The 13,273-nt window shown below is 66.9% G+C and carries 14 protein-coding genes; 12 read left to right on the top strand and 2 right to left on the bottom strand.

All coding sequences use genetic code 11. From position 1 onward, the window contains the following. Positions 1 to 4 precede the first annotated feature (4 nt). Positions 5 to 946, bottom strand: a complete 942-nt coding sequence (locus ACFXOO_RS12050) for a LysR family transcriptional regulator (protein ID WP_378843074.1) — start codon at positions 944 to 946, stop codon at positions 5 to 7. A 251-nt stretch (positions 947 to 1,197) separates the two neighbouring features. On the opposite strand from ACFXOO_RS12050, the gene ACFXOO_RS12045 reads away from it, so the two are divergent. The 12 genes from ACFXOO_RS12045 to ACFXOO_RS11990 all read left to right on the top strand — a co-directional run bounded on the left by ACFXOO_RS12045 (position 1,198) and on the right by ACFXOO_RS11990 (position 12,386). Further along, positions 1,198 to 2,496, top strand: a complete 1,299-nt coding sequence (locus ACFXOO_RS12045) for an ABC transporter substrate-binding protein (RefSeq protein WP_378843076.1) — start codon at positions 1,198 to 1,200, stop codon at positions 2,494 to 2,496. Positions 2,497 to 2,566: 70 nt separating this feature from the next. Next, complete coding sequence (locus ACFXOO_RS12040) at positions 2,567 to 3,520, top strand: carbohydrate ABC transporter permease (protein WP_378843078.1); 954 nt, start codon at positions 2,567 to 2,569, stop codon at positions 3,518 to 3,520. A gap of 1 nt (position 3,521) precedes the next feature. Next, a complete protein-coding gene (locus tag ACFXOO_RS12035) occupies positions 3,522 to 4,358 on the top strand; it encodes a carbohydrate ABC transporter permease (RefSeq protein WP_378843080.1) in 837 nt (278 codons plus the stop codon). A 3-nt stretch (positions 4,359 to 4,361) separates the two neighbouring features. Beyond that, entirely contained in the window at positions 4,362 to 4,733 is a 372-nt protein-coding gene (locus ACFXOO_RS12030) for a nuclear transport factor 2 family protein (RefSeq protein ID WP_378843082.1), read from the top strand. Between the two features lie 16 nt (positions 4,734 to 4,749). Then, positions 4,750 to 5,544 (top strand): TIM barrel protein, encoded by a 795-nt coding sequence (locus ACFXOO_RS12025; RefSeq protein WP_394563715.1) that lies wholly within the window; start codon positions 4,750 to 4,752, stop codon positions 5,542 to 5,544. Beyond that, a complete protein-coding gene (locus ACFXOO_RS12020) occupies positions 5,541 to 7,073 on the top strand; it encodes a GMC oxidoreductase (RefSeq protein WP_394563713.1) in 1,533 nt (510 codons plus the stop codon). Before ACFXOO_RS12025 ends, ACFXOO_RS12020 begins: the two co-directional genes overlap by 4 nt. A gap of 98 nt (positions 7,074 to 7,171) precedes the next feature. Next, the gene (locus ACFXOO_RS12015; RefSeq protein WP_378843087.1) at positions 7,172 to 7,567 is read left to right on the top strand and encodes a DUF6379 domain-containing protein; all 396 of its coding nucleotides are present in this window, start codon (positions 7,172 to 7,174) and stop codon (positions 7,565 to 7,567) included. Continuing rightward, the gene (locus ACFXOO_RS12010) at positions 7,564 to 8,664 is read left to right on the top strand and encodes a sugar phosphate isomerase/epimerase family protein (protein WP_378853020.1); all 1,101 of its coding nucleotides are present in this window, start codon (positions 7,564 to 7,566) and stop codon (positions 8,662 to 8,664) included. Before ACFXOO_RS12015 ends, ACFXOO_RS12010 begins: the two co-directional genes overlap by 4 nt. 15 nt (positions 8,665 to 8,679) lie before the next feature. After that, positions 8,680 to 9,720: a sugar phosphate isomerase/epimerase family protein gene (locus ACFXOO_RS12005; RefSeq protein ID WP_378843091.1), complete on the top strand. Its 1,041-nt coding sequence runs from the start codon at positions 8,680 to 8,682 to the stop codon at positions 9,718 to 9,720. Between the two features lie 46 nt (positions 9,721 to 9,766). Further along, positions 9,767 to 10,183 carry a DUF6379 domain-containing protein gene (locus tag ACFXOO_RS12000; protein WP_378843092.1) on the top strand — a complete coding sequence of 139 codons (417 nt, stop codon included), beginning with the start codon at positions 9,767 to 9,769 and terminating at the stop codon, positions 10,181 to 10,183. A 29-nt stretch (positions 10,184 to 10,212) separates the two neighbouring features. Beyond that, complete coding sequence (locus ACFXOO_RS11995; RefSeq protein WP_394563811.1) at positions 10,213 to 11,373, top strand: Gfo/Idh/MocA family protein; 1,161 nt, start codon at positions 10,213 to 10,215, stop codon at positions 11,371 to 11,373. Between the two features lie 11 nt (positions 11,374 to 11,384). Beyond that, positions 11,385 to 12,386 carry a sugar phosphate isomerase/epimerase family protein gene (locus ACFXOO_RS11990; protein ID WP_378843096.1) on the top strand — a complete coding sequence of 334 codons (1,002 nt, stop codon included), beginning with the start codon at positions 11,385 to 11,387 and terminating at the stop codon, positions 12,384 to 12,386. 6 nt (positions 12,387 to 12,392) lie between these two features. Here ACFXOO_RS11990 and ACFXOO_RS11985 read toward each other — a convergent pair whose 3' ends face one another. Continuing rightward, positions 12,393 to 13,262 (bottom strand): ThuA domain-containing protein, encoded by an 870-nt coding sequence (locus ACFXOO_RS11985; protein WP_394563711.1) that lies wholly within the window; start codon positions 13,260 to 13,262, stop codon positions 12,393 to 12,395. Positions 13,263 to 13,273 lie beyond the last annotated feature (11 nt).

The raw sequence follows: 13,273 nt of genomic DNA, 5'->3' as shown, positions 1-13,273 counted from the left end.
CCGCTCAGACGGCGACGTGGGCGCCGGCGTCGACGAGCCGGCCTGCTTCCTCGAAGAGTGCGCGCATCCACGCGTGCTCGGGATCGCGATTGTGCACCGGATGCCACCACAGCGCGTTGCTGAGGGGGGTGGCGTCGAACGGCAGCTGTACGACACGGATCCCGCCGAGGCGCAGCGCGGCGGGGGCCAGAGCCTCCTGGATGAGACCGATGCGGTTGGAGCCGGCGACGAAGTGCGGGATGGAGAGGAAGCTCTCCACGACGACTTCGACGTGCGGCTCGACGCCGAGCTGCTGGATCTGACGAGCCGCCGAGGTGTACGCCGATCGCGACTGGTACGTCATCACCCACGGCAGCTCGGCAACGTCCTCCATGGTCAGGTCGTCTCCCACCGCGTCGTTGGACTCCGACACGACCGCGACCCAGCTGTCGTGCCAGAGATCGACGTACGGCAGGTCCGACATCGGACCGTGCGGAATCACCATGCCGTCGGCTGAACGCAGCCGATTCGCGGCATCCTCCACGATCCCCGGGTTGTGCAGCATGAAACGGAAGCGGACACCCGGCGCCCTCTCGGCGGCGATCTCCGAGACGATCTTGCCGACGGTGACGAACCCGTAGTCGCTGCCGTAGATCGCGAACTCGCGGACGGACTCCGTGGGCGCCCACGTGGCCTGGCTCTCGAACACCCGCCGGGTGGCCTCCAGTGCGGTCGTGGTGTGCTCGGCCAAGCGGAGGGCGAAGGGCGTCAGCTCGTAGGTGTTGCCACGACGGGCGAGGATCTGATCGTTGAAATGCGTCCGCAGACGGGCGAGCGAGGCGCTGAGCGCCGGCTGGCTCAAGTGCAGCCGCTCGGCCGCTCGGGTGACGCTGCGCTCCGTGAGGAGGGCGTCGAGCGCGACGAGCAGATTGAGATCGAGGCGCGAGAGCAGGGCGTGATCGGTCACGACGATGTGATCCTTCGGACGAGCGGCGGGTGGTGCCGACTCTATCAGCGCAATCTATGCAATTGCAGAACTTCATAGGTTGGCGCGATGACGTTCCACGGGGTGTTGGTGGGCGGGGACGTCGCCGCGGGGTGGCTTATGCCGTATATCGAAACTACTTATGTGCGTTTCCGGCACATCCCGGGGATACTGAGAACACAGCAGGCCGCTCGAGGAACGAGTGGCCGACAACGAAGTCAGAAAGGCTGGACATGACACAGCACCGTGGCTCTCGCGCAGCGCGGATCGGCCTCATCGCCGTCCCCATCGCGGGCGTTCTCATCCTCGCCGGTTGCAGCGGCAGCTCGTCGGGCGACAGCTCGTCGAGCGCCGACACCAAAGAGTTCTCGCTCACCTTCGCCACCTCCAACAACATCGAGAGCCCGTTCGAGGTGCTCGCGAAGAAGTACATGGAGGCGAACCCCGACATCAAGGTCACCCTCAACCCGCAGCCCAACGACACCTACGGCGACACCGTACGCACGCAGCTGCAGGCCGGCAACGCGTCCGACGTCATCGAGACCGAGGCGGGCAGCGGCCAGACGCGCAGCATCATCCCCCTCGCTGAAGCAGGCTTCCTCACGGCGCTCGACGATTCCGTGGCCGCGGGTATCCCCGCCGGCAGCGAGGCGCTCTTCGAGGTCGACGGCAAGGCCTACGGCCTGCCCCTGACGATCTCGTACGCCGGCATCGTCTACAACGAGACCGCCGCCGAGGCGGCAGGCATCACGGAGTTCGCCACCGACGCGAAGACGCTGGCCGAGCAGTGCAAGGCAGCGGCCGACAAGGGCAAGACCCTCTTCGTCCTGGCGGGCTCGACGGTGCCGAACGCCGGGATCACCGCCTCGGTCATCGCCGCGACGCGTGTCTACGCAGAGACGCCGGACTGGAACCAGCAGCGCCTCGACAAGAAGGTGACCTTCGCGGACAGCGACGGGTGGAAGGACACCCTGCAGACCGTCAAGGACCTCTACGACGAGGGCTGCTTCCAGGCCGGTGCCGAGGGCGCAGGCTTCGATGCCATCACCACCGGGATGAGCTCGGGCTCGACCGTGGGCTTCTTCGGTCCGCTGGGATCGGCAGCCGAGCTGCAGAAGGCCGCGCCCGACCAGAAGTTCGTGGCACAGGCGTTCCCGCCGGCGACCTCGAGCGACAAGCCGTTCGGCGTCGCCAGCCCGACGTATTCGCTGTCGATCAACAAGGCCTCGAAGAACAGTGCCGCAGCGAAGGCGTTCCTCGACTGGATCGCCGAGCCTGCGCAGGCCAGTATCTTCGCCGACGCCGCCGGCAGCCTGCCGATCGCGGGACTGGCCGACCTCGACCTGTCCGACACGATCTACTCGGCCGTCGCGGATCAGCTCAACAGTGGAGACTACGTGCCGCTCGCGAACTCGACCTGGCCGAACGCCTCGGTCTACGACGCGCTCGCGACCGGCGTGCAGGGTCTGCTGACCGGTCAGTCGACCGTCGACAGCGTCCTGACCGCGATGGACACCGCCTGGGATCAGTGAGTCCGTTCGGCGGCCACCGGATGCCCCTGGCTCCGGTGGCCGCCGAACCCTATCGAAGGATCGCAACACGATGACTGCAACGATGCATCAATCCGAGACCGAGCTGGTGGTCGTCCCCAAGAAGCGGGGTCCCCGGCAGCGCGCGGGACGTCGCCCCGGAGTTCTGAAGTTCGGCCACTGGTGGTGGGCGCTCCCCGGCATCGTCTTCGTCATCGCGATCCACTACGTCGCCACGGCGGCGGGCGGCATGTTCGCCTTCACGAACTGGAGCGGCATCGGGTCGTTCGACTGGGTCGGCTTCGACAACTTCCGCCGGATCTTCGCCGACCCGACGAAGATCGCGGCCCTGGCCAACACGCTCTTCCTGGCGTTCGGATCAGTCATCCTCTCGAACATCGCGGGCCTCGCGCTCGCGGTGGGACTCAACCGCATCCTCAAGACCCGCTACATCCTGCGGACGCTCTTCTTCATGCCGGTCGTGCTCAGTCCGCTCGCCACGTCGTACATCTGGAAGTTCATCTTCCAGTTCGACGGTCCCCTCAACACGATCCTCGGAGCCGTCGGCCTCGGCGGTCTCGCCCGCCCCTGGCTGGCGGACCCCACCTGGGCGATCTGGACCGTGCTCATCGTCGTGGTCTGGCAGTCCACCGGCTTCGCCATGGTGATCTACATGGCCGGGCTCGCCGGCGTGCCGGTCGAGATCGAAGAGGCGGCAGCGATCGACGGCTCCAACCTGTGGCAGCGCTTCTGGCACGTCACGCTGCCTTCCATCCGGCCCGCCGTCGCGATCGCGACCACTCTCGGACTCGTGCAGGGTCTGCGCATCTTCGACCAGATCATGGCGCTCACCGGCGGCGGCCCCGCGAATGCGACGGCCACCCTCGCCACCGAGGTCTACAAGCAGGCCTTCTCACTCGGCAACTTCGGATTCGGCGCCGCCCTGGCGCTGGTGCTGACCCTCATCATCCTGGTCTTCGCGCTCGTGCAGCAGCGCGTCACCCAGGGTCGGACCACGGGAGACTGACATGTTCCGCTACACGAAACTCAGCGCTCTCCGCGAGGTCATCTTCTGGATCGTGGCGCTCGTATACCTGGCGCCGTTCTACTTCCTCATCACCATCGCCCTCAAGGACGACACCGAGGTCTTCTCGACATCGAAGCTGGCGCTGCCCACGACGCCGACGCTCGACAACTTCGCCAAGGTGCTCACAGCCACCGGCCAGTCCAACGTGCTGCTGGGGCTGCTCAACAGCGTGCTGATCACCGGCGGCAGCATCGTCATGATGGTGCTGCTCGGCTCGCTCACCGGGTACGTCCTGGCCCGCAGCACACGGCGGTGGAGCACCGTCGTGTACTACCTCTTCCTCGTCGCGATCGTGCTGCCGACACAGCTCGGCACCGTCCCCCTCTACATCGGTGCGCGCGCCACGGGCCTCACCGGTTCGGTCTGGGGCATGATCATCCTCTTCAGCGGCATGCTCATGCCGTTGGCGATCTTCCTCTACGCCGGATTCTTCCGTGGGCTCGGCACCGAGTACGAAGAGGCCGCCGCGATCGACGGCGCCACGCGCACGCAGATCTTCTTCCGCATCGTCTTCCCCCTCATGGCGCCGGCCACGGGCACCGTCGCGATCCTCGCCGGGCTGATCGTCTGGAACGACTTCTTCACGTCGCTGATCTTCCTCGGCGGCTCGACCTCGCAGACGCTGCCGGTCGCGATGTACTACTACATCGGCTCCCTCGTGTCGGCGTGGAATCAGATCTTCGCGATCGTCATCATCTCGATGATTCCGATCCTGGCCTTCTACCTGTTCGCGCAGAAGCGCTTCATCCAGGGCTTCGCCGGCGGACTGAAGGGCTGAGCGATGACAGACAATCGTGCGGCATTCGAGCATTTCTGCGACCTGTTCTACACGCAGAAGCGCGTGGCGGATGCGTTCGCCTCGCTGGTCTCGGACGACTATCGCCAGCACAACCCGAACGTGCCCGATGGGCCCGACGCCGCGGTCGAGATGCTCACCCCGAAGTTCGACGGATCCCCGGATGCGCGCTTCGAGATCCAGCGCATGATCGTCGACGGCGACCTGGCGATGGTGCACGTGAAAGCCTCGCGACCCGGCGCACCCGATGCCGCCGTCGCGGACATCTACCGATTCGAGGACGGCCGGATCGTCGAGCACTGGGACGTGCTTCAGCAGGTCCCCGCGCATGCCGCCCACGACCATCCGATGTTCTGAACACGAAAGACGATCCATGTACCAGCTCGCACCCAATATCGAACTCCTCTTCACCGAAGCCGGCGACTACCACGACCGCGTGCGCGCGGCCGCGGCGGCCGGGTTCACGGCCGTCGAGATGTGGGGCCCGACCGGAGTCGACGCACCCGCCACCCCGAAGGACCTGCCGGCGCTGAAGGCCGCGCTCGATGAGACCGGCACGCAGATGACCGCGCAGCTCGGCGAGCCCCGCACGCAGTTCATGATCCCGCCGTGGGATCACTCCGAGTTCTTCCGCAAGCTCGATGAGGGCGTGGAGATCGCTCAGATGCTGGGGACGCCCCGGATCGTCGTGGGCAGCGGTACCGGCTTCGGCGGCTGGAAGCGCCAAGTGCAGCTCGACAAGCTCGTCGAGATCTACCAGAAGGCCATCGCGCAGATCGACGGCTCCGGCATCACGCTGGTGCTCGAGCCGGTCAACGTGCGCGTCGACCACCCGGGCTCGCTCCTGGATCGCACGAGCGAAGGCGTCTACGTCGCACGCGGCGTGGACTCCCCGTACTTCGGTGTCCTCTACGACATCTACCACTCAGCCGTGGAAGGCGAGGACATGCAGGCCGAGCTCGCGAACGGCGGTGACCTCATCCGCTACGTGCAGCTCGCGGATGCGCCCGGTCGCGGTGAACCCGGCGCCGGCGAGCTCGACTGGCCCGAACGCCTCGGATGGCTGCGCGCGTCCGGCTACGACGGCCCGATCGGCCTCGAGTACTACCCGACGGTCGAGTCGGCGCAGTCCGTCGAGTTCATCCGCAAGGTCGCCGCAGACGCATGAACGCCCGTTCCTACCCGGCATCCGTCGATGTCGCGATCGTCGGCAGCGGCCCGGCGGGGGCCGCGTACGCGCGCGTACTGAGCGAACGGGCACCGGATGCCACGATCGCCATGTTCGAGGTCGGGCCGACGGTGTCGCAGCCGCCCGGCGCGCACGTGAAGAACATCGCCGATGCTGATGAGCGCGCCCGCGCGCAGATGCAGTCGGAGGGGCCGACTCCCCGAGAGGCGGGCGACCGGGTCGGAGGCATCGTCAAGACGGCCGAGCGGCGGTCACGGCCCGGCACGTTCCTCCTGGAGGCGGGCTACCGGGTCGAGGGGGAGGACGGACTGCCTGTCGCCGCGATGTCGAGCAACGTCGGCGGGATGGCGGCGCACTGGACGGGTGCCTGTCCGCGCCCGAACGACGGTGAACGCATCGGGTTCCTCGACGACAGCGGCGAGCTCGACGAGCTGCTGACGGAAGGGGAGCGCCTGCTCGGTGTCACGAGCGATGCCTTCGACGCCTCACCCCACGCGCCACTCGTGCGGGGGCGCCTGGCCGCGGCCGTCGACGCCGGACGCGCCGAGCACGCCCGGGTCCAGCGGATGCCGCTGGCCGTGCACCGCCGTGACGACGGACGCCTGGTGTGGTCGGGGTCGGACGTGGTGCTCGGTGACGAGACGCGCGGCAACGAGAACTTCGCGCTGTACGACGAGTCGCTCGTCACACGCGTGCTGGTCGAAGACGGGCGTGCCGCCGGCGTCGTGGTCACCGACGTCCGGACGGGCGAGCGCCACGAAGTGAGAGCTCGTTTCGTCGTGGTGGCTGCCGACGCGCTGCGGACACCGCAGGTGCTCTGGGCCTCCGGCATTCGTCCCGACGCCCTGGGCCGGTACCTCAACGACCAGGCGCAGATCGTGTTCGCGGTCCGCATCCGGGATTTCGTCCCCAGCGAGGGGGCGGAGGGTGCGGCCAAGACCGGACTGAGCGAATACAGCGGGGTCACCTGGGTGCCCTACGTCGACGAGATGCCGTTCCACGGGCAGGTCATGCAGCTGGATGCGTCACCCGTGAAGCTCGCCGAGGACGATCCGGCGGCGCCGGGGTCGATCGTGGGGCTGGGGCTCTTCTGCGCGAAGGACTTGCAGGGTTCGGATCGGGTGGCGTTCTCCGACGACGAGGTCGACGGATACGGGATGCCCGCGATGACGCTCCATTACACTCTGAGCCCGCTCGACCACGAGGTGATCGACCGGGCGAAGGCGGAGATCGTGCGCCTCGGCGCGGCGATCGGGGAACCCCTCGACGACCGTCCGTTCATGATGCCGCTCGGCGCTTCCCTTCATTACCAGGGGAGCACTCGCATGGGTCAGGTCGACGACGGCGCCAGCGTGTGCTCGCCCGAGAGCGAGGTGTGGTCGGCGCCGGGCGTGTACGTCGCAGGCAACGGCGTCATCCCGGCCTCGACGGCCTGCAACCCCACGCTCACGAGCGTGGCGCTCGCGGTGAAAGGCGCGCGCCACATCGCCGAGCAGCTTGCCGGGTAGCCCATCCCGCTTGCTTATGTCGAAATCAGACATTAGACTGTAGAAAGAATGACAAAGACGTCCGGCCGACACCGTCGGCCACGAACCTGGAGGTTCTCGTGATCCCCGATCGCATCATCGAGCAGGGAACGCTCACGACCCACGGCCCTCGCGCCTCGGTCGAAGTCCGACTGCCGTGGTACCGCGCCCTGCCCGGGTCGTGCATCGCCGGAGCGAAGCTGAGCATCGACGGCGTAGAGGCGCCGGCCGAGTCGCTGCGCTGGGGGATGAACGGCCGCGAGTTCCGCTTCGACGAGCTCGTCGACGAGACGAGCGAGTGGTGGTTCCCGGTCGACTCCGCTGTGCTCTCGGGCGAGCTGCCGGTCGACGCGGACGGTGAACACGACGTGCGTGTCGACCTCACGCTGTACATCCCGTACATCATCATCTCGGACTCCGAGACGCTGCACATCGAAGAACACGACACCAAGAAGATGAAGGCGGTAGCGGCATGAGTGGTCTCGGCACGCCGATCCAGGGCGTCACGCTCTACAGCTTCACGCGGGCGTTCCACGGCCGCGAGTACGACCTCGAGCAGCTCATCCGCAAGGTCGCCGCCGAGGGCTACGGTCCGGGCCTGGAGATCATCGGGTTCTCGAGCTTCCGCGGGTTCCCGGCGATCGAGGATTCGTTCGCCGGCTGGTTCCGCGATCTCGTCGACGAGGTCGGTCTGGTCACGACATCCCTCGCCGTGAACGCTGACATAGGCATCCATCGCGATCGCCTTCTCACGCAGGACGAGCTCGTCGACTACATGACGTTGCAGATCAAGGCGGCGGCGAAGCTCGGCTTCCCCATCGCCCGCGTGCAGATCTCGATCGAGCCCGACTCGATGGAGCGGCTCGCTCCGATCGCCGAAGACCACGGCGTGACCCTTGCGCTCGAAGTGCACGCCGACCAGTACGCGTCGCACCCGCGGATCCTCGCGCTCCGCGACCGGTATGAGAAGGTCGCGTCCCCTTACCTCGGCTTCACGATGGACTGGGGCGCGACCGTGAGCGGCTTCGCACCGTCGCTCATCGAGGCCTATCGCCGCCGCGGTGCGTCGGAGGAGCTGCTCGCCAAGGTGGTCGACCTCTGGAACACGTACTACCAGGAAGGCCCTCCCGCCGATCAGGCCGTCCATGGTCGGCGCTTCGGTTCGTTCATCGGCCTGGCTGCGCAGAACGGCCGCCCCGACCTGGGCATCGACTTCGGCATCAACGGCACGGGACTGTTCGGTCCCGCCCGGGTCGATGACTGGCTCGAGATCATGCCGTGGGTGCGCCACGTGCACGGCAAGTTCTTCGGCATCGACGAGAACGGCGAAGAGCCGTCCGTGCCCGTCCGCGATCTCATCCGTCTCCTCGTCGAGAACGGCTACTCCGGAGCGGTCTCGAGCGAGTACGAGGGTTGGCACTGGAACCACTGGCAGAGCCCGTTCGAGATCATCGCCGGTGAGCAGGCCGTCCAGCGCTCCGCCGCGCAGGATGCCGGATCACGCATGATCACGGATGCCGCGGAGGCGCGAAGCATCTTCTCCACCCACCTCGCACAGCCCGTCCACGGCTGACTCGGAAGGATCGACATGACTGAAGACAACGGCATCGCCGGCACCGGCATCAAGCTCGGGACCACCCTCTACTCCATGACGAGCGAGTTCGCCGCGGGGCTCTACACGCCCGAGACGCTCATCAAGGCCGTCGCCGACGAGGGCATCGGTCCCGGCGTCGAGTTCAACATCGCGCAGCTGCTGCGGACCTATCCCGATGTCGATTCCGACTTCGTCAAGCTCTGGTTCGACAGCCTGGAGAAGTACGGGCTGGAAGCCAGCGCGGTCGGCACGAACCTCGACATGGGGCGCCGCAAGGACCGTGACATGACGCCCGACGAGGAGCACGACTTCCTCGCCCGCCAGCTGAAGACCGCTCACACGCTCGGCTTCAAGAGGGTCGTCATCCGCTCGCACGGCAAGGAGCTGCTGCGCAGCCTCCTCCCGCTCGCGGAGAAGTACGACCAGAAGCTGGGCTACGAGATCCACGCGCCGTCGGGCCCGAATGACCCCCAGGTGCTGCAGATGCGGGAGATGTACGACGAGCTGCAGTCCGATCGGCTCGGCTTCACCGCGGACTTCTCCTCGACGATGCACAGCCTGTCGCCCACTCTCATGCGCACCCTCGGGCAGATGGGCATGGACGAGAAGCACTTCCCCGTCATGGACGAGATCTGGCACGAGCCGACACCGATGTACGTGCGCAACCAGAAGTTCGAGGACTACCTGTCCGGCGAGGGTGTCGACTTCCTCCGCTTCGGACCGTTCACCCGCCTGGCATTCAACATGCACGGATTGGTGCCGCCGGAGGAGTGGCTGGATATCATGCCGCAGATCTTCCACGTGCACGCGAAGTTCTACGACATCGGCGCCGACGGCGAAGAACCCGCGATGGACATCCCGCGGATCGTCGAGCAGTTCGTCAAGGGCGGATACCAGGGCTACCTCTCGAGCGAGTGGGAGGGTCACGCGTTCTCCGACCTCGGCGAGTCCGACCCGATCGACCTCGTCAAGAAGCAGCACACGCTGATGCGTCGTGCGATCGAAGACACCGTCGCGCAGCGCCAGTCGGCCTGAGGGCCGCGAACCTTTTCACGATCATCGCCTGACCAAGGAGCCCGCAATGGCCACACACAATTCACTCTTCGCCGAGAAGGACGTCCGCCGGACGGATGACGGACTCGCCGTCTCCCTGCAGATCCCCTGGTACCGCAGCCTCTGGCTGTCCGCGGTCGACGGGGTCGCGGCATCCGTCAACGGCATCCCGGTGCCGGAGGAGAACCTCCGCTTCGTGCTCGAGGGCCACTCGTACGAGATCAGCGAGCTCCCCGAGCAGTCCGACACGCTCTGGTTCGTCGCGGAACGTCCCGATGTGGTGATCTCCCTCGAGAATCCACCGGCGCCCGGGGAGAAGTTCACCGTCGAGGTGGTGCTGACGATGCGGCTGCTCTACATGCAGATCATGCCCGGCACCGATGGCGGACCCGGGCGATATGTGACGAACCGCGTTCCCGTCGAGCGCGAAGTCGTCCTGGCATGACGCAGGACCGCCGCCCGCTGCGGGTGGCCATGATCGGCTACGGATTCATGGGTGCCACCCACTCCGTGGGGTGGCGTCAGGCGCCGCGGATGTTCGTGCTGCCCGCCGAGGTCGAGATGGCGGTCGTGGTCGGGCGCAACGCCGATGCGGTGGCGGATGCCGCAGCCACGTGGGGCTGGGCGGAATCGTCAACCGACTGGCGTGAAGTGATCGCGCGCGACGACATCGACGTCGTCGACATCGTGACGCCCGGCGATTCGCACGCCGAGATCGCGATCGCGGCGCTCGCCGCCGGCAAGCACGTCCTGTGCGAGAAGCCCCTGGCGAACACGGTCGCCGAGGCGGAGGCCATGGCGGACGCCGCCGCGAGGGCGGAGGCGAAGGGTGTGCGGTCGATGGTGGGCTTCACCTACCGCCGCGTTCCCGCCGTGACACTTTTGCGCGACCTGATCGCCGAGGGCGTCGTCGGCACCGTCCAGCAGGTGCGCGCGGCGTACCGGCAGGACTGGCTGGTCGACCCCGGCATGCCGCTCGCCTGGCGCCTGCAGAAGGAGCACGCGGGTTCAGGTGCCCTGGGCGACATCGGCGCGCACATCATCGACATGACCCAGTTCGTCACGGGCCAGAAGGTCGAGGCCGTCACCGGCGTGCTCGACACGATCGTGACGCAGCGTCCGCTGCAGGGGGCGGGATCCGGTCTCTCCGGCACTGCCGGGGAGGGTGTCGGCGACGTGACGGTCGACGATGTGGCGATCTTCACCGGTCGCCTGGCGGGCGGTGCGCTGGCCTCGTTCGAGGCGACACGATTCGCGACCGGCAGGAAGAACGCTCTCACCATCGAGGTCTCGGGCTCCGCGGGTGCACTGGCGTTCGACCTCGAAGACCTCAACAGTCTGCAGTTCTACGACCGGACGACGCCCGAGGACCGGCAGGGCTTCACGAAGATCCTCGTCACGGAGCCCGTGCACCCGTACGTCTCGGCATGGTGGCCGGCGGGTCACATGCTCGGGTACGAGCACGGGTTCACGCACCAGGTCGTCGACCTGGTGACCGCGATCGTCGACGGGACGTCGCCACATCCTTCCTTCGAAGATGGCCTGTCGGTGCAGCGTGTGCTGGCCGCGGTGGAAGAGTCGTCCGAGAATGATTCCACGTGGGTGCGCACCGAAGCCCCCGCGAAAGTCCGTTAGGAGAAACGACCATGGCGCGTCCGATCACTCTGTTCACCGGTCAATGGGCCGACCTCCCGTTCGAAGAAGTCGCACGGCTCGCCGGCGAGTGGGGCTACGACGGTCTCGAGATCGCCTGCTGGGGCGACCACATCGACGTCTCCCGCTGGGATGACGCCGACTACGTTCAGAGCAGGCTCGACATCCTCGAGCGCAACGGGCTGAAGGTCTATGCGATCTCGAACCACCTCACGGGGCAGGCGGTCTGCGACGACCCGATCGACGAGCGTCACCGCGACATCCTGTCCGACCGTGTGTGGGGCGACGGCGACCCCGAAGGTGTGCGTCAGCGCGCTGCGCAGGACCTCAAGGACACGGCCCGTTTCGCGGCGAAGCTCGGAGTCACCACCGTGAACGGTTTCAGCGGGTCATCGATCTGGAAGGCCGTCGCGATGTTCCCGCCGGCTTCCGACGAGTTCATCGCCCGTGGCTACCAGGACTTCGCCGATCGCTTCAACCCGATCCTCGACGTCTTCGAAGAGGTCGGCGTACGCTTCGCGCTCGAGGTGCACCCCAGCGAGATCGCCTACGACTACTGGACGGCGAAGGACACGCTCGCCGCGATCGGGCACCGCAAGAGCTTCGGATTCAACTTCGACCCATCGCACTTCGTCTGGCAGCAGCTCGACTACGTCGCATTCGTGCTGGACTTCGCCGACCACATCTTCCACGTGCACGTGAAGGAATCGATCACCAACCTCGACGGACGCAACGGCGTCCTGGGATCGCATCGACCGTGGGCGGACCCGCGCCGCGGGTGGACGTTCGTCTCGACCGGGCATGGTGCGGTCCGCTGGGAACCGCTGTTCCGTGCGCTCAATTCGATCGGCTACGAGGGTCCCACCAGCGTCGAATGGGAAGACGCGGGCATGGATCGCCTCGTGGGCGCACCGGAGGCGCTCGCCTTCGTACGCCGCCTGAACGAGATCACGCCGCCGGCGGCAGCATTCGACGCGGCTTTCAGCAGCAAGTGAGGCGTCTCAGCCCTCGTGGTTGTAGTACGGCCACGGGAGGAAGCGACGCTCGCCGCGGCGGTCGGGACCCCCGAGCGAGACCTCCCCGGTCGCAGCCCACTCGACACCGCGGGGGAACATCCGGATGAACTCGATGCGGCGGAACGTGTCGATGTCATGACCGATCGTGATGGTGAACGATCTGCCGGCCCCGTACTCGTTGACCCAGGCGATCGGCTGGTCGGTGTTCACGCCGGGCATCCCCGCCTTGCCCTCGTCGGGGATCATCACCGGGTAGTGCGACATCGGCCACACGGGTGCCGTCTCGTAGGACTCGAGATCGTCGAACGTCGTCAGCAGCAACTGTGCACCGGGGTACAGCTCGACGCCGACCAGGATGTCGTCGCCCGTCACCGTCCACGGCTTGGCGATGCCGTCGGTGATCGGATGGCCGGGCGCCGCGATGCTCAGCAGCGCTTCACCCCACGGCCGGGGACGCAGTCCCGTGGGCACGCTCAACTTCGCGCCACGCATGATGTTGTACTCCTCGGGGTAGCCCCAGTCGTCCTCCTGAACGGCCGACCCGTGGAACCAGACGATGCCCTTGCCCTCGTCGTGCACGAAGCGCAGCAGCGCGGCGTCGGTCTCGGCTCCGAACCCGGTGCCCTTCTCGTGGTAGCCGTCGCGGCCTTCGAAGACCACGACGATCGCGTCGTACTTGTCGATGATGTCGGCGGTGAGTCCGCGGGGATCCTCGGTGACGCGCACGCGGAACCGCCCGGTGTCTTCCAGAAGCGTTGTGAGCCACTGGTTGTGCTGGCGGAAGCTGCGGTGCTCGTTGTCGTGCTCCCGGGTCATGTGGCCCGAGAGGATGAGCACGTTCAGGACGTCGGTCATGGTCTTCCTGT

This window comes from Microbacterium sp. P03 (assembly GCF_043556235.1).
GTDB lineage: Bacteria > Actinomycetota > Actinomycetes > Actinomycetales > Microbacteriaceae > Microbacterium.
The sequence above is the reverse complement of the archived record's forward strand: the minus strand, read 5'-3'. Positions and strand labels throughout refer to the sequence as shown.

What these genes read in the sequence shown, in the direction of transcription:
- ACFXOO_RS12045 (WP_378843076.1), top strand. Translation starts at nt 1,198, where the DNA reads ATGACACAGCACCGTGGCTCTCGCGCAGCGCGGATCGGCCTCATCGCC.
- ACFXOO_RS12040 (WP_378843078.1), top strand. Translation starts at nt 2,567, where the DNA reads ATGACTGCAACGATGCATCAATCCGAGACCGAGCTGGTGGTCGTCCCC.
- ACFXOO_RS12035 (WP_378843080.1), top strand. Translation starts at nt 3,522, where the DNA reads ATGTTCCGCTACACGAAACTCAGCGCTCTCCGCGAGGTCATCTTCTGG.
- ACFXOO_RS12030 (WP_378843082.1), top strand. Translation starts at nt 4,362, where the DNA reads ATGACAGACAATCGTGCGGCATTCGAGCATTTCTGCGACCTGTTCTAC.
- ACFXOO_RS12025 (WP_394563715.1), top strand. Translation starts at nt 4,750, where the DNA reads ATGTACCAGCTCGCACCCAATATCGAACTCCTCTTCACCGAAGCCGGC.
- ACFXOO_RS12020 (WP_394563713.1), top strand. Translation starts at nt 5,541, where the DNA reads ATGAACGCCCGTTCCTACCCGGCATCCGTCGATGTCGCGATCGTCGGC.
- ACFXOO_RS12010 (WP_378853020.1), top strand. Translation starts at nt 7,564, where the DNA reads ATGAGTGGTCTCGGCACGCCGATCCAGGGCGTCACGCTCTACAGCTTC.
- ACFXOO_RS12005 (WP_378843091.1), top strand. Translation starts at nt 8,680, where the DNA reads ATGACTGAAGACAACGGCATCGCCGGCACCGGCATCAAGCTCGGGACC.
- ACFXOO_RS12000 (WP_378843092.1), top strand. Translation starts at nt 9,767, where the DNA reads ATGGCCACACACAATTCACTCTTCGCCGAGAAGGACGTCCGCCGGACG.
- ACFXOO_RS11995 (WP_394563811.1), top strand. Translation starts at nt 10,213, where the DNA reads ATGATCGGCTACGGATTCATGGGTGCCACCCACTCCGTGGGGTGGCGT.
- ACFXOO_RS11990 (WP_378843096.1), top strand. Translation starts at nt 11,385, where the DNA reads ATGGCGCGTCCGATCACTCTGTTCACCGGTCAATGGGCCGACCTCCCG.
- ACFXOO_RS11985 (WP_394563711.1), bottom strand. Translation starts at nt 13,262, where the DNA reads ATGACCGACGTCCTGAACGTGCTCATCCTCTCGGGCCACATGACCCGG.